The sequence below is a fragment of the Streptomyces sp. NPDC096048 genome (assembly GCF_044763415.1).
Taxonomy (GTDB): Bacteria; Actinomycetota; Actinomycetes; order Streptomycetales; family Streptomycetaceae; genus Streptomyces.
Map to the genome: position 1 here is coordinate 687415 of NZ_JBIWGG010000001.1, position 18777 is coordinate 706191.

Annotated in this window: 15 protein-coding genes; 8 read left to right on the forward strand and 7 right to left on the reverse strand. The window is 72.5% G+C overall.

Annotated features, from left to right (window positions below):
- Positions 1-2185: DEAD/DEAH box helicase (locus tag ACIQ6R_RS03335; RefSeq protein ID WP_404218388.1), on the reverse strand; the 2185-nt coding region annotated here is incomplete at its 3' end.
- 503 nt (positions 2186-2688) lie between these two features.
- On the opposite strand from ACIQ6R_RS03335, the gene ACIQ6R_RS03340 reads away from it, so the two are divergent.
- Positions 2689-3489: a ferritin-like domain-containing protein gene (locus tag ACIQ6R_RS03340; protein WP_404218390.1), complete on the forward strand. Its 801-nt coding sequence runs from the start codon at positions 2689-2691 to the stop codon at positions 3487-3489.
- A 41-nt stretch (positions 3490-3530) separates the two neighbouring features.
- Here ACIQ6R_RS03340 and ACIQ6R_RS03345 read toward each other — a convergent pair whose 3' ends face one another.
- The 4 genes from ACIQ6R_RS03345 to ACIQ6R_RS03360 all read right to left on the reverse strand — a co-directional run bounded on the left by ACIQ6R_RS03345 (position 3531) and on the right by ACIQ6R_RS03360 (position 5532).
- Positions 3531-3800: a hypothetical protein gene (locus tag ACIQ6R_RS03345; protein ID WP_404170006.1), complete on the reverse strand. Its 270-nt coding sequence runs from the start codon at positions 3798-3800 to the stop codon at positions 3531-3533.
- A gap of 245 nt (positions 3801-4045) precedes the next feature.
- Entirely contained in the window at positions 4046-4273 is a 228-nt protein-coding gene (locus tag ACIQ6R_RS03350) for a DUF3107 domain-containing protein (RefSeq protein ID WP_121749090.1), read from the reverse strand.
- A 167-nt stretch (positions 4274-4440) separates the two neighbouring features.
- Positions 4441-5082 carry a TetR/AcrR family transcriptional regulator gene (locus tag ACIQ6R_RS03355; protein ID WP_375923510.1) on the reverse strand — a complete coding sequence of 214 codons (642 nt, stop codon included), beginning with the start codon at positions 5080-5082 and terminating at the stop codon, positions 4441-4443.
- Positions 5083-5310: 228 nt separating this feature from the next.
- Positions 5311-5532 (reverse strand): hypothetical protein, encoded by a 222-nt coding sequence (locus ACIQ6R_RS03360; RefSeq protein WP_404218392.1) that lies wholly within the window; start codon positions 5530-5532, stop codon positions 5311-5313.
- 220 nt (positions 5533-5752) lie between these two features.
- Here ACIQ6R_RS03360 and ACIQ6R_RS03365 point away from each other — a divergent pair, with 220 nt between their 5' ends.
- From ACIQ6R_RS03365 to moeZ, 7 genes are all read left to right on the forward strand, one after another.
- Positions 5753-6775: an alpha/beta fold hydrolase gene (locus tag ACIQ6R_RS03365; RefSeq protein WP_404218394.1), complete on the forward strand. Its 1023-nt coding sequence runs from the start codon at positions 5753-5755 to the stop codon at positions 6773-6775.
- An 8-nt stretch (positions 6776-6783) separates the two neighbouring features.
- A complete protein-coding gene (locus ACIQ6R_RS03370; RefSeq protein WP_404218397.1) occupies positions 6784-8610 on the forward strand; it encodes a DUF3152 domain-containing protein in 1827 nt (608 codons plus the stop codon).
- 214 nt (positions 8611-8824) lie between these two features.
- The gene (locus ACIQ6R_RS03375) at positions 8825-10582 is read left to right on the forward strand and encodes a DUF3492 domain-containing protein (RefSeq protein WP_404218399.1); all 1758 of its coding nucleotides are present in this window, start codon (positions 8825-8827) and stop codon (positions 10580-10582) included.
- 221 nt (positions 10583-10803) lie between these two features.
- On the forward strand, positions 10804-12216 hold the full coding sequence (locus ACIQ6R_RS03380) for a hypothetical protein (RefSeq protein ID WP_404218672.1): 1413 nt from the start codon (positions 10804-10806) through the stop codon (positions 12214-12216).
- Positions 12217-12318: 102 nt separating this feature from the next.
- Positions 12319-13377 (forward strand): NAD-dependent epimerase/dehydratase family protein, encoded by a 1059-nt coding sequence (locus tag ACIQ6R_RS03385; protein ID WP_404218401.1) that lies wholly within the window; start codon positions 12319-12321, stop codon positions 13375-13377.
- The gene (locus tag ACIQ6R_RS03390) at positions 13365-14114 is read left to right on the forward strand and encodes a spherulation-specific family 4 protein (RefSeq protein WP_404218403.1); all 750 of its coding nucleotides are present in this window, start codon (positions 13365-13367) and stop codon (positions 14112-14114) included. Before ACIQ6R_RS03385 ends, ACIQ6R_RS03390 begins: the two co-directional genes overlap by 13 nt.
- Before the next feature lie 63 nt (positions 14115-14177).
- A complete protein-coding gene (gene moeZ, locus ACIQ6R_RS03395; RefSeq protein WP_404218405.1) occupies positions 14178-15356 on the forward strand; it encodes an adenylyltransferase/sulfurtransferase MoeZ in 1179 nt (392 codons plus the stop codon).
- 71 nt (positions 15357-15427) lie between these two features.
- Here moeZ and ACIQ6R_RS03400 read toward each other — a convergent pair whose 3' ends face one another.
- Together ACIQ6R_RS03400 and ACIQ6R_RS03405 are read right to left on the reverse strand one after the other, a co-directional pair.
- Positions 15428-16969 (reverse strand): alpha/beta hydrolase, encoded by a 1542-nt coding sequence (locus tag ACIQ6R_RS03400; protein WP_404218407.1) that lies wholly within the window; start codon positions 16967-16969, stop codon positions 15428-15430.
- Between the two features lie 237 nt (positions 16970-17206).
- A complete protein-coding gene (locus ACIQ6R_RS03405) occupies positions 17207-18769 on the reverse strand; it encodes an alpha/beta hydrolase (protein WP_404218409.1) in 1563 nt (520 codons plus the stop codon).
- Positions 18770-18777: the final 8 nt, after the last annotated feature.

Here is an 18777-nt window from a genome sequence, read left to right on the forward strand (position 1 = left end):
CGGCGGCCGTCTTCCGGGTGCGCCGGGGCTTGGCCTCTGCGGCTTCCGGCTCCTGTGCCGTCTGGGCCGGGATCTCGGCGGCGGTCTCGGTGGCCGTGACGGTGTCGGCGGCCTTGCGGGTGCGGCGGCGCGGCTTGGTCTCCGTGCCCTCGGCGGTGTCGACGGCGGCCTCGGCCTTGGCGGCGGCCGTCTTCCGGGTACGGCGCGGCTTGGCCTCGGCGGCCTCCAGGGCCTGCGCGGCCTCGGTGACCTCCGTGGGCTCGGCGGCCGTGGCCTTGCGGGTACGGCGGGGCTTGGCAGTCGCGGTGTCCGCAGCGTCCGTGGTGTCCGCCGTGGTCGATGCCGCGGCGGCCGACTTACGGGTGCGGCGCGGCTTCGTCTCCGTCGGTTCGGACGCGGACTCGGTCGCTCCCTCCGCCGTGTCGACCGCCGTCTCGGCGGCCGTGGCCTTACGGGTGCGGCGGCGCGGCTTCTCCACGGGCGCCTCGGCCACCGGGGCCTCGGCGACGGCGGTCTCGGTCACGGCCACCGGGGCGCCGACGACCGTCGCCTCGACCACCGGAGTGGTCTCCGGCGGAGCGGCCGGCGTCTCGGCCGACTTGCGGGTGCGGCGGCGACGCGACTTCGCCGGGGCTTCCACGGCCTCCGCGGCCTCGGGGGTCGCGAGCGCGGTGCCCTCCGCGACCTGCGCCGCAGGGGCGTCGGTCGTCGGTGCCGTCACCGGCCGGCGGGACTCTCCACCGCGCGTACGGCGCCGGCGGCGCAGCGTGCGGGGAGCGGCGTCCGTGTCCACGTCGGCGGCGCTGTCCGCACCGCCGGTCACGGCCTCGGGTGCGGTGGTCGCGGAGGCGTCCGCGTCCACCGGGGCACCGCCGCGCATCCGGCGACGGCGACGCGGCGTCGTACGGGACGAACGCTCGCGGTCGGCGGAACGGGACTCGTCCCGGCCACCTCGGCCGCCGCGACCGCCCCGGTCGCCGCGCGCGCGGCCACCCGGCTCGCCCAGGTCCTCCAGCTCCTCCGCGTCGAGCCCGGCGCGCGTGCGCTCCGAGCGCGGCAGGACACCCTTGGTGCCCTCGGCGATGCCGAGGTCGGTGTACAGGTGCGGGGAGGTGGAGTACGTCTCCGGCGGGTCGCTGAAGCCCAGGTCCAGGGCCTTGTTGATCAGCTGCCAGCGCGGGATGTCGTCCCAGTCGACCAGCGTGATCGCCGTACCCTTGGCGCCCGCGCGGCCGGTGCGGCCGATGCGGTGCAGGTACGTCTTCTCCTCTTCCGGCGACTGGTAGTTGATGACGTGCGTGACGCCTTCGACGTCGATGCCGCGAGCGGCCACGTCGGTGCAGACGAGCACGTCCACCTTGCCGTTGCGGAAGGCGCGCAGGGCCTGCTCGCGGGCGCCCTGGCCGAGGTCGCCGTGGACCGCGCCGGAGGCGAAGCCGCGCTGCTTGAGCTGGTCGGCCAGGTCGGCCGCGGTGCGCTTGGTGCGGCAGAAGACCATGACCAGTCCCCGGCCGTCGGCCTGCAGTATGCGCGCCACCATCTCGGGCTTGTCCATGTTGTGCGCGCGGTAGATGAACTGCTTCGTGTTCGCGACCGTCGCGCCCGCGTCGTCCGGGGAGGTGGCGCTGATGTGCGTGGGCTGCGACATGTAACGGCGGGCCAGTCCGATGACCGCGCCCGGCATGGTGGCCGAGAACAGCATGGTCTGACGCCTGGCCGGCAGCATGTTGATGATCTTCTCGACGTCGGGCAGGAAGCCCAGGTCGAGCATTTCGTCGGCCTCGTCGAGGACCAGGCTCTTGATGTGCTTCAGGCTCAGCTTCTTCTGGCCCGCGAGGTCCAGCAGCCGGCCCGGGGTGCCGACGATCACGTCGACGCCCTTCTTCAGGGCCTCCACCTGCGGCTCGTAGGCCCGGCCGCCGTAGATCGCGAGGACGCGCACGTTGCGCACCTTGCCCGCGGTCAGGAGGTCGTTGGTGACCTGCTGGCACAGCTCGCGCGTCGGTACGACGACGAGGGCCTGCGGGGCGTCGGTCAGGTCCTCGGGCGCGGCGCGGCCCGCCTCCACGTCGGCGGGGACGGTCACGCGCTCGAGGAGCGGAAGGCCGAAGCCCAGCGTCTTGCCGGTGCCGGTCTTGGCCTGGCCGATGACGTCCTTGCCCGAAAGGGCTACGGGGAGCGTCATCTCCTGGATGGGGAAGGGAGTGTTGATGCCGACGGCTTCGAGGGCTTCGGCGGTCTCGGGGAGGATCCCGAGGGATCGGAACGTCGTAGTCAGGGTGCTGCCTCTTCTGTGTACGTGGTGCGAGGCGAGCGCGCGGGTCGTGCCGGATCGTGTCGGGGACGTCGGCTGTCCTTGCGGATGAGCCGTAGGACACGGGACCTCTGTCGACGCTCCAGCGCTCGTACCACTGAGGGTCCCCCTCCGGATTCCGTGCGCAGTGTGGCGTACGGCAGGAGGGCTGTCGGGTCGGAGCCGATCGGGCCACCGACCGGGCATCCTCATGCGTGCGGCCCGGCGACGATGTGACGTACCCGTACGTCACATACTCGGCAGGCGCATTACCACCATACCCCGGATTCGCGCACACGCGATGGCCGATTTGGTCACGTAGTCGTCGTCACACTGATCGAACAGGGCGGACCGGGGGCCTTCCGGCAGGCCACGGGCGGGCTATTGTGCGCTGCATGACGAGCTCTGACAAGCCTGGCAACGCCGCCGACGCCCCTGCCGAAACCACCGGAGCCACCGGAGCCACCGGAGCCACCGGAGCCACCGGACCCACCGGGGCCACCGGAGTCGCCGCCCAGGACTGGGCGACGGCGGCCGCCGACCCGCAGTACCGTGCCGCGGTCGTGGATCTGCTCGGCGCGCTCGCGTACGGCGAGCTGGCGGCGTTCGAGCGGCTCGCGGAGGACGCCAAGCTCGCGCCCACGCTTGCGGACAAGGCGGAGCTGGCGAAGATGGCGTCGGCGGAGTTCCACCACTTCGAGCGGCTGCGGGACCGGCTCGCCGGGATCGGCGAGGAGCCGACGGAGGCGATGGAGCCGTTCGTGGCCGCGTACGACGCCTTCCACAAGCAGACAGCCCCGTCCGACTGGCTGGAGGGGCTCGTCAAGGCCTATGTCGGCGACTCCATCGCCAGTGACTTCTACCGCGAGGTCGCGGCCCGCCTCGACTCCGACACCCGCGAGCTGGTGCTGGCGGTGCTCGACGACACCGGGCACGCGGGTTTCGCGGTGGAGAAGGTGCGCGCGGCGATCGACGCGGACCCGCGGGTGGGCGGGCGGCTCGCGCTGTGGGCGCGGCGGCTGATGGGAGAGGCCCTCTCGCAGTCCCAGCGGGTGGTGGCCGACCGGGACGCGCTGTCGACGATGCTGGTGGGCGGTGTCGCGGACGGCTTCGACCTCGCCGAGGTCGGCAGGATGTTCTCCCGGATCACCGAGGCGCACACCAAGCGGATGGCGGCGCTGGGTCTGGCCGCCTGACCGCTGTCAGCGCGGACGCGACCCGATGCGGCGACGGCCGGTCAGGCGGTCGCCGATCGGCGGCGGAGTCTGCCCGCGGGGCGCAGCAGCAGCGACAGCGCGGCCGCCGAGAGGGTCGCCGAGCCCAGGAGAACCAGCAGGAGACCACCGGCGCCGAGCGCGGTGTGCGTGACGAACGCCCCGAAGAGGGCCCCGGCGATCCCCGTCGGCAGGACCAGGACGCGGGGCGGCAGGCGGTGGGGCAGTCGGTGGACGGCGGCCCATGCCAGGGCGAGGCCGAGGATCGCGGCGCTGAGCGCTTCCAAGAGCATGTCGGGGTCCCTCCCACGCGGCCGGCCCGCCCGAAACGGTCACAGCCGTATTACCCCTGACCTGCGGAATACAACCCTCCTCCTGTGGGTGAACTGTGCTCCGTCCGTGAACGGGACGACGGGAGACGCGGCGGGAGGCGAAGGGAGGCGGCGGGAGACGACGGGAGGGGCCCGGCGGTGTGTCACCGCCGGGCCCCTCCCGTTCTGCGTGCGTCGTTCCGCGTCCGCCGACTGCGGTCCGCCGACTACAGCGCGCCGAAGCCCACCTTGCGGGGGGCCTGCTCGCCGATCTCGACGTAGGCCAGACGGTCGGCCGGCACCAGGACCTTGCGGCCGTGTTCGTCCACGAGGCTCAGCAGCGCCGACTTGCCGGCGAGCGCCTCGGCCACCACACGCTCGACCTCCTCGGCACTCTGACCGCTCTCCAGAACGATCTCGCGAGGCGCGTGCTGCACGCCGATCTTGACCTCCACGGCTATGTCCCTCCGACGGTCAGTGAAGTGCGCGACCTTCCGCGCCGTACCCAGCACACATTAGCCCGGTGAGGGGACGTACACGCTGCGTCGGAGAACGCCAGGAGCGAACAGCCGACGGGAACAGAGTCGCCGTACGCCCGCCGCCGTACGCCACGCCTTGACGGTCAGTGCTGCTCGGTGCCGTGCAGCGGGAAGCCGGCGATGCCCCGCCAGGCCAGCGAGGTCAGCAACTGGACCGCCTGGTCGCGCGGCACACTGCGGTCGCTGTGCAGCCAGGAGCGGGCCACCACCTGGGCGAGACCGCCCAGACCGGAGGCCAGCAGCATCGACTCGGCGCGCGAGAGGCCGGTGTCCTCCGCGATGACGTCGCAGATCGCCTCCGCGCACTCGTTCGTGACCTTGTCGACGCGCTCGCGCACGGCGGGCTCGTTGGTCAGGTCCGACTCGAAGACCAGACGGAAGGCGCCGCCGTCGTCCTCGACGTACGCGAAGTACGCGTCCATCGTCGCCCGGACGCGCTGCTTGTTGTCGGTGGTCGACGCGAGCGCGCTCCGTACGGACTGGATCAGGGACTCGCAGTGCTGGTCCAGCAGGGCGAGGTAGAGGTCGAGCTTGCCCGGGAAGTGCTGGTAGAGCACCGGCTTGCTGACGCCTGCGCGTTCGGCGATGTCGTCCATCGCGGCCGCGTGGTAGCCCTGGGCCACGAACACTTCCTGTGCGGCGCCCAGCAGCTGGTTGCGTCGGGCTCGGCGGGGAAGGCGTGTGCCCCGCGGGCGTACCGCCTCTGTCTGCTCGATGGCTGTCACGCCGCCTCCCATAGTCGTCCTCGTGCGGTGTGCGCCGCGTCGCCATCGTACTTTTCGGTAACCGTGGTGTGTGCGGTGCGAGCGCAGAATTTCACGGACCGGACGGTGGCGATAGCCGCACAACAGGTTTCAAAAGCGTTCAGGCCGGGCAGAGATCGGCTCCCTCCTGCTCGGCGGGCCTCTTCCGCCGCTTCCGGCGCCGCGTCCTCGGTCATCCGCGGCCGCGTCTCAGCGGTAGTCGTCCTCGTCGTGGGAGACGACCCGGGCCTGTTCGGCCAGGTCCGCCTCGTTGGCGCGGTCCGGATCGACGCGGGTCAGCGGGTCGTCGCGCTCCGGCGCGATGTCCGTCTGCTGCTCGGCGGCGTCGGCGTCCGGTGCCTCGACGTCGAATTCCTTCGCTTCCTGCGATTCGTCGTCGAAGGTGTCGGGGTCGGTCGGGTCGACGGTCATGCTGGGCTCCCTTCCTACGAACGTCCCTGGGGTGCAGGGGCCACACGCGGGTGCCCACTCCACGAGCCTAGGAGACACCCGATCCGGACGCCATGCGTCGCCGGCGTCCGCTTCCGTTCCGTGCGCTGTCGGCACCAGTACCCGGCCGCCGCGCCGCCGCACCCGCGCTTGTGATGGCGAACACAAGAACGACTGTGTGATCATCTCGTAATATTGCCGCATGCCTTCGATCGAGCCGCCGTCCGTGCCGCCCGCCAACGTGCTGCCGAAGGTCGCAGCCGTCAAGGTCGCGGCCGGCGAGCGGCTCAGGTCGGTCCACCTGCCCGGTATGACCTTGACGGTGCGCTCGAGACCACCGGTCCGCGAGGGGCTGCCGCCCGCGCTCTACGTCCACGGTCTCGGCGGTTCCTCGCAGAACTGGTCGGCGCTGATGCCGCTGCTGGACGGCGTCGTCGACAGTGAGGCCATCGACCTGCCGGGCTTCGGCGACTCCCCGCCACCGGACGACGGTGACTACTCGATCACGGGCCACGCGCGCGCGGTCGTCCGCCACCTCGACGCCGCCGGGCGCGGCCCCGTGCACCTCTTCGGCAACTCGCTCGGCGGCGCCGTCGTCACCCGCGTCGCCGCGGTGCGGCCCGACCTGGTGCGGACGCTGACCCTCGTGTCGCCCGCGCTGCCGGAGATCCGCGTGCAGCGCAGCGCCGTGCCGACGGGGCTGCTGGCGTTGCCGGGGGTGGTGTCGCTGTTCACCCGGCTCACCCGCGAGTGGACCGCGGAGCAGCGGGTCCGCGGCGTCACGGCGCTCTGCCACGGAGACCCGGGGCGGGTGTCGCCGGAAGGTTTCCGCAACGCGGTGGAGGAGATGGAGCGGCGACTGCAACTGCCGTACTTCTGGGACGCGATGGCGCGTTCCGCCCGCGGGATCGTCAACGCGTACACGGTGGGCGGCCAGCAGGGGCTGTGGCGACAGGCCGAACGGGTTCTCGCACCGACGCTGCTGGTCTACGGTGGACGGGACAAACTCGTCGGCTACCGCATGGCCCAGCGGGCTGCCCGCGCCTTCCGTGACTCCCGGCTGCTCACCCTGCCGGACGCGGGACACGTGGCGATGATGGAATACCCGGAGACCGTGGCCACGGCGTTCCGCGAACTCCTCGCGGACGCCGGGGAGGCGGCGGCCGGTGAGAGGATCGACGGGGCCGTCGACGACGAGCCCGCCAACCAGACCACAGGAGGCTGAGGCGCGAAGTGGGACGCCACAGCCGCCGCGGACCCGCCCCCAGGGCCGACGCCGAGGGCACCGCCGCAGCACGGGAGGGCCGGCCCGGCTTGCTGGGCCGTCGGCGGGCGCCCGGGCCTCCGGCCGGGGAGCAGACGCCACCGACGAGCGGGGCAACACCCGGCGCGGCACCCAACGGGGCACCGGCATCCGCACGACCCCAGGACGGGGGCGGCCAGGGCGGCCCTGCCCCCCAGGGGTACGCACGTCCGGGCCCTAGGCTTCCGGACGGGACGCCGACCCATGGGCTTCCGCCGGGTCCGGGCGGAGCGCCGGTGCGCGGGTTTCCGGTGGGCTCGGATGGGACGCCGGCGCATGGGTTTCCTTCGGTTTCGGATGGGACGCCTGCGCGCGGGTTTCCTTCGGTTTCGGGCGGGACGCCGCCGCGTGAGTTTCGGGTGGGTTCGGACGGCACGCCGGCGCAGGGGTTCCCCAGGGTGGGGGACGGTACGCCGGCGCACGGTTTTCCGCGGGTGGCGGATGGCACGCCCGCGCGCGGTGTCCCAGGAGTCCCCGGCGGCACCCCGGCGCATGGTGTGCCACGGGTCCGTGGTGGTCATCCCGAGCAGCGCGAACCCGGTGGTGGCTGGGGCGCCGTGAACGGGCGGGCCGGTGCCGGACCCGGCACACCGGCGGGACCGCCTCCCGGTGCCCCCTCGCAGACCTCACACCCCTCGCACGCCTCGCGTCCCGGGCACTCCGGCCCGCCCGGACGGTCCGCGAGGCAGCCCGGCCCGCCCTTTCCGCGACAGCGGCAGGGGGCTCCTGGGGGACCGCGGCAGGAGTACCTGGACGCCTTCGGTGGGGACGACGACGTCTTCACACCCCGCCACCCGCGCCCTGCCCCCGCCTCCGCGCAGCCCGCCGACCCGTACGCCTCCGTCACCGACTGGAGTGCGGAGGGCGGGGGCGACGGCGACACGGGCGGGGGCGACGGCGACACGGGCGCCGACGACGCGGCGCCCACGGGTGAACCCGCGCCGGTCAAGGGCGGCAAGGGCAGGGCCTTCACCGGCATCGCCGCGGCCGCCGTCACCACCGTGCTGGCGGTCGTGGTGGCCGGCCAGGTCGCCGACGGGGCGGACGGCGACGACGTGCGCTCGCAGTCCGGCGCCGATCAGGCCCGCGACGTCCGCGACTCCGCGTCTCGTGCGGACGGACGGCCGACACCCTCCGACCCCGAGACCGCGGCACCGCTGACGTACGAGAACAAGATGGAGAAGAGGTACCCGCTCGGCGCCACGCTCGACGGTTCGGGGAAGTTCGACGCGATCCCCGGCATCGACAAGGGGCCGGGCACGGGGCAGAAGTACACCTACCGCGTGGACGTGGAACAGGGGCTCGGCCTCGACGGGAAACTCTTCGCCGAGGCCGTGCACAAGACGCTCAACGATGACCGGAGCTGGGCCCACAACGGCGCCCGCTCCTTCGAACGCATCCACTCCGGGCAGCCCGACTTCGTGATCACGCTGGCCAGTCCCGGCACCACCGCCGACTGGTGCGCCAAGTCGGGCCTGGACACCACGCAGGACAACGTGTCCTGCGACTCGGCCGCCACCGAGCGCGTGATGATCAACGCCTACCGGTGGGCGCAGGGCGCGGAGCCGTTCGGCGACGACATCCACGGGTACCGGCAGATGCTGATCAACCACGAGATCGGCCACCGCATCGGCTTCAACCACGTCACCTGCGACAAGGACGGCGAACTCGCCCCGGTCATGCAGCAGCAGACCAAGTTCGTCGACCACGACGGAATCGACTGCCGTCCCAACGCCTGGGCCTACCCCAACAGTTGATCGCGAGCGATGGCCGCCGCATCACTCATGGTGACGGTTTGATCTCTTAGCGCGACTGAACGCGCTCCGTGTGAGAAAGTCACGACCGTTCACCCCTTTTGGTGGCGCGATGGACAACCGTCCATCGCGCCACCGCCTTGTCCGCATACGTTCGTCCCGCTGCGAGCCGCCGGGCCAACGACGGCTCCCCAAACGGGAGATCGGGGGTGCGCGCGTGCGCATCGGACTGCTTACGGAGGGTGGCTATCCGTATGTGAGCGGTGAAGCGGGGCTCTGGTGCGATCGGCTCGTGCGCGGGCTCGAGCAGCACGAGTTCGGCGTCTACGCGCTCAGCCGCAGCGAGCGCCAGGAGGCCGAGGGGTGGGTTCCGCTGCCGCCGCAGGTCAGCCGGGTACGCACCGCGTCGCTGTGGGACGTCGAGGACGACGGTGTGGTCCACGGGCGGCGCGCGCGTCGGCGCTTCGCGGAGTGCTACGGCGACCTGGCCGCGGCCCTGTGCACGACCACCCCCGGTGACTTCTCCGCGTACTCCGCATACTCCGCGTACTCGGAGACGGCGTCGGAGGCGGCGTCGGCGGGGGAGTCGGCCCTTGAGGCGGACCGTTTCGCCAACGCGCTGTACGGCCTTGCCGAACTCGCCCGCGACGCGGGCGGACTGCCCGCCGCCCTCCGCTCGGAGACCGCCGTACGCGCCCTTGAACGCGCCTGTCGTGCGCCTGGCGCCCACCGCTCCGCACGCGAGGCGCGCGTCCCCGATCTGCTCGCCGTCGCCGCGCGCCTCGAACGCGCTCTGCGCCCCCTGTCGCTGGACTGGTACGAGGACGACGGCCTCGGCGCGGTGGACCTGTGCCACGCGGCCTCCGGCGGCACGGCGGCGCTTCCGGGCCTGCTCGCCCGGCACTTCTGCGACGTGCCCCTGCTGGTGACCGAATACGGGGTGCGGCTGCGGACGCACTACCTCACCGACCCCGACGCCCCGCCCGCGATACGGTCCCTGCTGGCCGCCTTCCACGGCCGGCTGGCCGCCGAGACCTACCGGTGTGCGTCCGTGATCACGCCCGGCAACACGCATGCCCGCCGCTGGCAGGAGCGCTGCGGGGCCGACCGCGCCAAGCTCCGCACGGTCCACCCGGGTATGGACGCGACTCCCTTCGCCGAGGCGGGGGAGTCGCCGTCGGCCGCCGACCCGCACACCCTCGTCTGGGTCGGCCGGGTCGAGCCCGCCAAGGACCTGGTCTCGCTGCTGCACGCCTTCGCGGAGATCCGCAAGGCGGAGCCCGGAGCGCGCCTCAGGATCGTCGGCGTCCCCACCGGCCCCGAGGGCGCGGCCTACCTCGTCCACTGCAAGGGCCTGGCCGCGCAGCTCTTCCCCGACGAGGCCGACGGCCCGCACGCCGTCGGCCGCAACCCGGTGTCCTTCGAGGAGACCGGCGGGCCGGAACTGCCGTCCCGCGCCGACGCGTACGGCGCGGGCGCCCTGGTGGTCCTCTCCAGCGTCGTCGAGGGCTTCCCGTCCGGGCTGGTCGAGGCCATGTTCTGTGGTCGCGCGACCGTGTCCACGGACGTCGGCGCGGTGGTCGAGGCGATCGGCGGTACCGGACTCGTCGTGCCGCCGCGCAATCCGCGGGCGCTCGCCGAGGCGTGCGTCGCCCTGTTGCGCGACCCCGAGCGCCGTGAGCGACTGGGTGCCGCCGCGCGCGCCCGCGCACTGGAACTGTTCACCGTCGAGCAGAACGTCGCGGCATTTCACGGCATTTACCTGGAGATCCTCTCGCGTACCCCGGTCCGCCGCGTCGTCCTCGACGACAGCGGCGAACCTCTGCCGTTCGCCGTACCCGCCGAGGCCCACATGCCCGGCCGCTGGACCGACCCCACGGCTCGTGTCGTGGCCCGGGGCGGACCCGGCTGGGCCACGGACGCCCCCGTCCGGGCCACCTCCCCGGCCTCCGCGACCAAGGGGGCAGCCCGATGAGCGGCCTCGGCGAACTCGACCGCCCCGGCACCCCGGGCAGCCCGGGCGCCTGGGACTCCCGCTCGCGGGAGTTCCTGGCCGACGGGACGCCCGACGATCCCGACACACCTGACGCGGCAGCGCGCGCCGATCGGTGGCCGTGGGCGGATGAGGACCGGCGCTCGGGCGAGCGCGGGTCTCCGGGCACGGGCGGGCGCGCGCGCGAAGGCGCCGGCGGCACCATGCCCGCCGGGGGCAGCGCGGTCGCTCACGGCGGAGCGGTCGTCGGGGGCGTCGTCGGGGGCAACGCGGTCGCCCGTGGCGTAGGAGTCGACGGGGGCAACGCGGTCGCCGGGAGCAGTGTGGTTGCCCGTGACGGAAGGGCCGCTGGGAGCAGTGTGGTTGCCCGTGACGGAAGGGCCGCCGGGAGCAGTGCGGTTGCCCGTGACGGAAGGGCCGCTGGGAGCAGTGTGGTTGCCCGTGACGGAAGGGCCGCCGGGAGCAGTGCGGTTGCCCGTGGCGGAGGAGCCGACGTCGGCGGAGCGGTAGCCGTCGGCAAGGAGTCGCCGTCCGCCGCGCGTCGCGCCGCCGCGGACCCGGTGAAGGCCCTGATGCATCGTCACCGTGTCCTGTGCGAGCGTGCCGTGGACCCGCTGGAGATCGCGGCAGGCCTGGAGGCGCACGGTGTCACCGACCGGACCGCCGCACGCTTCCGCCACCGGGACGTCTTCTCCCTCGCGGAGGAGATGTACGCACGCGTCCCGCGCGACGGCGACACGCCCCCGCGCCCCGCGGACCCGCCGGCGCCCCGGGCGCGCACCGTCTGGATCGTCCTCGCGCTGCTGCCCGGCGCGCTGTGCGGCGCCGCCGTGGCCGGTCTGCGCCTCACCGACGGCCGACCGCGCCTGATCGCGGCCGTCGTCGGCGCCCTCGCGGTCACTCTCGCCCTGCGCGCGGCACTGCGCCGGGGGCCGCTGAGGGCCGCGACGCGTACCACCGGCACCTGGACGTGCTGGCTCGTCGGCTACGCCCTCCTCGGCGACGGACTGCTCCGCGCCGCTCTCACCGGCGGCCCGGACGGCCTGCCCGACGGCACCGCCGAGGGCCCGTGGCCCGTCACCGCCGCCCCCGTACTGGCCCTCGCCCTGGCCTGCGCGCCCGCGGCCGGAAGCGCCCATCTCTTCGCCGTGGGCGCCCGCCGCAAACTGACGGCCAGCCGCGGCCTTGCCGACTTCTCCGCCTCGGTACGCCCCTTGCTGTTCGGCACGGTCGCCCTGTTCATGTGCGCCCTGGCGGCCCTGGTCGCGCTGACCGGCGCGGTCCTCGCGGAGCCCGCCGCCCACCTCCAGGCACTCACCCTGGGCGCCCTGCTCCTGCTCGCTCGCCTGCTCACCGTGCACGGCTGCACACATGCCCCCACGCTCGTCCTCACGGCTGCGGCCACCGCCGAGGCGGCGGCCCTCGCCACGCTCTTCGCCGGTCGCCTCCCCGGCTGCGGCTTCCTCGCCACCCCCGTGGAGGCCCTGGTCGCCGCCTGCGGTCCGGCCGTCGTTCCGACGACGGCCTGCGGCATCGGCGCGCTGATCCTCCTGGTGCACGCGACCCGCCGCCTGACCAGAGCCTCGGCCCACGCGTCGATGGAGCGGCCGCGGTGACCGCGCGCCCCCGGACAGCCCCCCACACGTCCGCATCACCCTCTGAAGGAGCCCCCAGATGACCACCTCCCGACCCGACGCCTCGGCACCGGGAGCAGCCCGATGAGAGTCCTGCTGATCGGAGCCAACGGCTATATCGGCCGCTTCGTCGCCGACCGTCTGCTCGCAGACCCGGCCGTCCAGCTCACCGCCCTCGGCCGCGGTGACGACGCCGACGTCCGCTTCGACCTCGCCACCGGCAGCCCCGGCGCCCTCACCCGCTTCCTCGACGCGGTCCATCCCGGCGTCGTCGTCAACTGCGCCGGCGCCACCCGGGGCGGCGCCCGCGAACTCACCCGGCACAACACCGTGGCCGTCGCCACCGTCTGCGAGGCCCTGCGCCGCAGCGGCTGCGGCGCCCGCCTGGTGCAGGTCGGCTGCAGTGCGGAGTACGGCCCCAGCCAGCCCGGCTCCTCCACCGCGGAGGACGCCGTGCCCCGCCCCGGCGGCCCCTACGGCGTCAGTAAACTCGCCGCGACCGAACTGGTCCTCGGCTCCGGCCTGGACGCCGTCGTCCTGCGCGTCTTCTCGCCCGCCGGGCCCGGCACCCCCGCCGGCTCCCCGCTGGGCCGCCTCGCCGAGGCCATGCGCCGCGCGATGCAGTCCGGCGACGGTGAACTCCGCCTCGGCGGCCTCGGCGCCCAGCGCGACTTCATCGACGTCCGCGACGTCGCCCGTGCCGTCCATGCCGCCTCCTTGTCCGCCGCCCAGGGCGTCATCAACATCGGTTCAGGCCGCGCCGTCCGCCTGCGCGACGCCGCCGCCACCCTCGCCCGCGTGGCCGGATACGGCGGCGCCCTGCACGAACTCGACGGACCGCCCGGCGCACTGCGGCCCACCATCGGCCACCCCCGCACCGAGTCCGTGGGGCACCGCGTCGACTCCCTCGGCCACCACCGCACCGACTCTCTCGGTCACCACCGCCCGGAGCCCCTCGGGATCCGCGGCGACCGTGCCGACGCCGAGCACGCGGCCCCGGTCGCCTACCCCTACCCGGACGGCTGCGGCAGCTGGCAGCAGGCCGATGTGCGCACCGCACGCGACCGGCTCGGCTGGCGGCCCCGGATCGCCCTCGAAGAGTCCCTCGCAGATATCTGGATGGAGGCGGCATGCCGTATCTGACCAGCACCAAAGCGGGCACCGCGAGCACCGGCGTCCGCACCGGTCTCGGTGTCCCGGGTCTGGCCCACCCCCTCGTCGCACCCGGCGAGTGGTCCGGCCTCACCTGCCCGGGCACGCCCCTGCACTGGGTCGTCCTCAACGTCGCCGACGGCCCCGGCGCGCACCCCGACCCACGCTGCCTGGACGCCGTCGGCCGCCTGCGCAACACCGGCGTTCGCGTCCTCGGCCACCTCGACGCCGCGTACGGGGCCCGGAGCTTCGGCGCGCTGATCTCCGACGCGCACCGACACCTCGACTGGTACCAGGTCGACGGCTTCCTCCTCGACCGCTGCCCGTCCGAACGGGCCGCGCTCCCCGAGGTCCGCCGCACGGTCACCACGCTCCGAGTGATCCGTGACGATGCCCACATCGTCCTCGGCCACGGCACCCACCCCTACCCCGGCTATGCCGAGAACGCCGACCAGCTCGTCACCTTCTCGGGCGCCTGGAGCGACTACCGCTGGTCCCAGGCGGCCGAGTGGAGCGCCGACTATCCGCCCGAGCGCTTCTGCCACTTCGTCCACGGCGTCCCCCGCGGGCATCTGGAGGAGGCGCTGCGCATCGCCCGTTGGCAGGGCGCCGCGACGATCTACTTCACCGACCGCACGGACCGGGGCGGCCGAATCGACCCCTGGGAGACGATGCCCGGCTACTGGGACGAAATCGTCTCGCGGGTCGGGACGGGTGTCTCGGAATGAAAAAGGCCGTGGCAGTGTTACGAGCAGAACAACCGTAATCACTGACCGACAGACGGAGTCCCCGTGTCGCTGCCACCCCTGGTCGAGCCGGCCGCCGAGCTCACCGTAGACGAGGTCCGCAGGTACTCCCGCCACCTGATCATCCCCGACGTGGGGATGGACGGGCAGAAGCGGCTGAAGAACGCCAAGGTGCTCGCCGTGGGCGCGGGCGGCCTCGGTTCGCCGACCCTGATGTATCTGGCGGCAGCCGGTGTCGGCACGCTCGGCATCGTGGAGTTCGACGAGGTCGACGAGTCGAACCTGCAGCGGCAGGTCATCCACAGCCAGGCCGACATCGGCCGGTCCAAGGCCGAGTCCGCCCGCGACACCATCAAGGGCATCAACCCGTACGTGGACGTGGTCCTTCACCAGGAGCGGCTCGAGGCCGACAACGTGATGGACATCTTCAGCCAGTACGACCTGATCGTCGACGGTACGGACAACTTCGCGACCCGTTACCTGGTCAACGACGCCTGCGTGCTGCTGAACAAGCCGTACGTCTGGGGCTCGATCTACCGCTTCGACGGCCAGGCCTCCGTCTTCTGGTCCGAGCACGGCCCCTGCTACCGCTGCCTCTACCCGGAGCCCCCGCCCCCCGGCATGGTCCCCTCCTGCGCCGAGGGCGGCGTCCTGGGCGTGCTGTGCGCGTCCATCGGTTCCATCCAGACCAACGAGGCCATCAAGCTCCTCGCGGGCATCGGCGAGCCGCTGGTCGGCCGCCTGATGATCTACGACGCCCTGGAGATGCAGTACCGCCAGGTCAAGGTCCGCAAGGACCCCGACTGCGCGGTCTGCGGTGAGAACCCGACCGTCACCGAGCTCATCGACTACGAGGCCTTCTGCGGCGTCGTGTCCGAGGAGGCCCAGGCGGCGGCCGCCGACTCCACGATCACTCCCAAGCAGCTCAAGGAGTGGATCGACGACGGCGAGAACATCGAGCTCATCGACGTCCGCGAGCCGAACGAGTTCGAGATCGTCTCCATCCCGGGCGCCCGGCTGATCCCCAAGAACGAGTTCCTCATGGGCTCGGCCCTGGAGAGCCTCCCGCAGGACAAGAAGATTGTCTTGAACTGCAAGACGGGCGTCCGTAGTGCGGAAGTTCTGGCGGTCCTCAAGTCGGCCGGCTTCTCCGACGCCGTGCACGTGGGCGGCGGCGTGATCGGCTGGGTCAACCAGATCGAGCCGGCGAAGCCCGTTTACTGACCGGGTCCCGATCCCGTTCTCCGGACGGCGGGGGTTTCGAGCACCGCGGGTGCCCGAAGCCCCCGCCGCCGTCATGAGCAGACCTTGCCGTCCTTCGGCACCGTCCCCTTGAGCAGGTAGCCGTCCACCGCGGAGTCGACACAGTCGCTCCCGCTCCCGTACGCCCCGTGTCCCTCGCCCTTCCACGTGAGCACCACACCGACGTCCTTGCCCAGTTCGTCCGCCATCCTGCGGGCGCCCTCGTAGGGTGTGGCGGGGTCGCCGGTGTTGCCGACCACCAGGATCGGAGCCGCGCCGGGCGCGCTCACCTCCGGGGTCTCGTGCTGACCGGCCACCGGCCAGTCGTGGCACCACCCGGCCGTGTCCCAGCCGAGGAAGGCCCCGAACACGGGCGAGACCTTCTCGAACCTCGGCAGCAGCTTCTTCGTCTCCTCGATGGTCGGCCGCTGCTTGTCGTCCAGGCACGATATGACTCGTTGGGAGTGGGTCGTCGTGCCGTAGCGCCCCGAGGGATCACGCTCGTTGTAGCCGTCGGCGAGCGCCAGCAGTTCGGAGCCGTCGCCCTCCTCGGCCGCGGCCAGCGCGCTGGTCAGGGCAGGCCAGCCGTCCTTGCTGTAGAGCGGCAGCACGATCCCCGTGAGTGCCAGCGTCTGCGTCAGCTTCCGCCCCGGTGACGACGTCGGCAGCGGCCTCGCGTCGAGCCGCTCCAATAGGTCGGCGATCTCCTGCGACCCCTGCTTCGGGTCCCGCCCGGTGGATGTCAGATAGTCGTCCAGCGCGCGCTGGAAGCCCCTGGCCTGGTTCTCGGCGTGGCCCATCGTGTCGGCGCCCGGGTCCACGACCGCGTCGAGGATCACGCGGCCCACGCGCTTGGGGAACAGGTGGGCGTAGACGCCGCCGAGTTCGGTGCCGTAGGAGATGCCGAAGTAGTGCGTCTTCTCGTCGCCCAGCACATGCCGCATCAGGTCCATGTCGCGGGCGGTGTCCGTGGTCGAGACGTGTGCCATCAGCTTGCCGGCGGCCTTCTGGCAGCCTTTGCCGAAGTCGGCGGCGTCCTTCAGATACGCCTGTTCCTCGGTCGCGGTGTCCGGTGTGGAGTCCACCGACTCGGCGTCCTCGATCGCCTCGTCGCCGCGGCAGCGGATCCCCTCGCTGGCGGCCACCCCGCGCGGGTCCCAGCTCACCAGGTCGTACCGCTCGTGCAGGGAGGAGACGGTGTCGGCGTAGGACGGCATCATGGAGACGCCGGAGCCGCCGGGGCCGCCGAAGTTGAACAGCAGGGAGCCGATGCGCTCGTCGCCGGTGGCCTTGGCCCGGATCAGCGCGAGGTCGATCGTCTCGCCGTCCGGCTCGGCCCAGTCCAGCGGCGCCTCGAGCGTGGCGCACTGCCAGTCGCCGCCCGGCGCGGGGGAGCCGGCGGTGCCTTCGCAGCGGCCCCAGTCGAGCGTCTGGGAGGCCAGCGACTCGGGCACTCCGGACGGTGCCGCCGCCGACGGCCGCCCGCTGCTCGCACCCCCGTCGTCCTGGTCGTCACCGGACGAGCCGCCGCTGCAGCCCGCTGTCAGCAGTGCGGCGGCGGCCGTCAGAGCCGTCCACCGTACGAGACGCGTCATGTGCTCTCCCCCCTCGCGAGCCGTCCGCGCCGTGCAGCGGATGGCGGTCATGTCATGGTAGGCGGAGCACGCGACGCCCGCCGTGCCCTGTGGATAACGCTCTGACCTGCGAGTTTGTTCAGTTCTCAGGTGCTGCCGCTTTGCTTCGGCTGCGGGCTGGGCTTCGGTGCCGCGGCTTCGGACGCTGCGGCTTCGGGCGCGGTGGCTTCGGGCGCGGTGGCTCGGGTGCCGAGGATGTCAGGAGCAGACAGTCCCGGCAGCCGGTACCTTCCCGTCCAGCAGATAGCCGTGCACCGCGTCCTGTACGCACTTGTTCTTGCTGTCGTAGGCACCATGTCCCTGGCCCTTGTAGGTCAGCTCCACGCCCACGCCCTTCCCCAGTGCGTCCACCATCTTCCCCGCACCCTCGTAGGGCGTCGCCGGATCACCGGTGTTGCCGATGACCAGGATCGGCGGCGCTCCCGGCGCGCTCACGTCGGGGTGGTAGGCGGCACCGGGCACCGGCCAGTCGGTGCAGCTGAGCATGGACCAGGCGAGATAGTCGCCGAACAGCGCGGAGGCCTTCCGGAACTCGGGAAGCTTGCGTTCCACGTACGCGGGGTCGTACCTCGGCTTGTCGTCGGCGCAGTTGATGGCGACGTTGGCCGCGGTGATGTTGCTGTACTGGCCGTTCTCGTTGCGCCCGTTCAACGCGTCCGACAGCACCATGAGGACCCTGCCGTCACCGTCGTACGCCTGCTCCAGGCCGTCGGTCAGGTACTCCCAGAAGTCCTTCGAGTACAGCGCCTGCGCGATGCCCCCGGTCGCGGCGGTCTGGGTGAGTTCGCGGGGGAAGATGCCGGGGATCGGTTTGCGGTCGAGGTCCTCCAGCAGCCGGGCGATACGGTCCTTGACGTCCTGGGCGCTGTTCCCGACGGGGCAGTCCTCGACCTTCGACACGCAGTCCTCGGCGAAGTTGTCGAGTGCGAGCTGGAAGCCCTTCGCCTGCGCGAGCGAGCCCTGTTCCGGGGTCTGCGTCGGGTCGACGACCGCGTCGAAGACGGCGCGGCCCACCTTCTCGGGGAACAGGTGGGCGTAGACACCGCCGAGTTCGGTGCCGTAGGAGATGCCGAAGTAGTGCAGCTTCTCGTCGCCGAGGACCTGGCGCATCAGGTCCATGTCGCGGGCCGCGTCGGTGGTGCGCACGTGCGGCAGGATCTGCTTCGAGTTCTTGTCGCAGGCCGCGTTGAAGCCCTCGGTGTTGTCCAGCAACTCGGTGCGCTCGGCCACGTCGTCGGGGGTGGCGTCCTGCTGGAAGTAGATGTCGAGCTGCTTGTCGTCCAGGCACTCCACCGGGGCGCTGCGACCGACGCCGCGCGGGTCGAAGCTGACCAGGTCGTAGCGGGTGCGCAGTTCGGCATAGTCCTGGCCGAAGGCGGGCAGCGTGGCGACGCCCGATCCGCCGGGGCCGCCGAAGTTGAAGACGAGCGATCCGATCCGGCGGCCCGCCTCACCGCTGGCCTTCGCCCGGATCAGCGCGAGGTCGATCGTGTCGCCCTTGGGGTCGTCCCAGTCGAGTGGCGCCTTCATGGTGGCGCACTGCCACTCGGCTCCGTCCGGCAGCGGGGAGGGAGCGGCACCGCCGCCCTCGGCCTCGGAGGGGGCCGGGCAGTTCTTCCAGTCGAGCTTCTGGGCCGTCAGCTCCTCGTCGCCCCCGGAGTCGCTTCCTGAGTCGTCGCTGCAGCCGGCCAGCAGAGCGGACAGGGCTGCGGCGGTGGCGGCGGTCAGGGCGGCGGCGCGCAGCCGGAAGGAGTTCGGCATGCGTCCAT

Bases quoted from the DNA above. Each gene is read 5' to 3' on its own strand.
- ACIQ6R_RS03365 (WP_404218394.1), top strand. From the start codon at position 5,753: ATGCCTTCGATCGAGCCGCCGTCCGTGCCGCCCGCCAACGTGCTGCCG.
- ACIQ6R_RS03405 (WP_404218409.1), bottom strand. From the start codon at position 18,769: ATGCCGAACTCCTTCCGGCTGCGCGCCGCCGCCCTGACCGCCGCCACC.
- ACIQ6R_RS03380 (WP_404218672.1), top strand. From the start codon at position 10,804: ATGCCCGCCGGGGGCAGCGCGGTCGCTCACGGCGGAGCGGTCGTCGGG.
- ACIQ6R_RS03385 (WP_404218401.1), top strand. From the start codon at position 12,319: ATGAGAGTCCTGCTGATCGGAGCCAACGGCTATATCGGCCGCTTCGTC.
- ACIQ6R_RS03345 (WP_404170006.1), bottom strand. From the start codon at position 3,800: ATGCTCTTGGAAGCGCTCAGCGCCGCGATCCTCGGCCTCGCCCTGGCA.
- ACIQ6R_RS03400 (WP_404218407.1), bottom strand. From the start codon at position 16,969: ATGACGCGTCTCGTACGGTGGACGGCTCTGACGGCCGCCGCCGCACTG.
- ACIQ6R_RS03340 (WP_404218390.1), top strand. From the start codon at position 2,689: ATGACGAGCTCTGACAAGCCTGGCAACGCCGCCGACGCCCCTGCCGAA.
- ACIQ6R_RS03390 (WP_404218403.1), top strand. From the start codon at position 13,365: ATGCCGTATCTGACCAGCACCAAAGCGGGCACCGCGAGCACCGGCGTC.
- ACIQ6R_RS03360 (WP_404218392.1), bottom strand. From the start codon at position 5,532: ATGACCGTCGACCCGACCGACCCCGACACCTTCGACGACGAATCGCAG.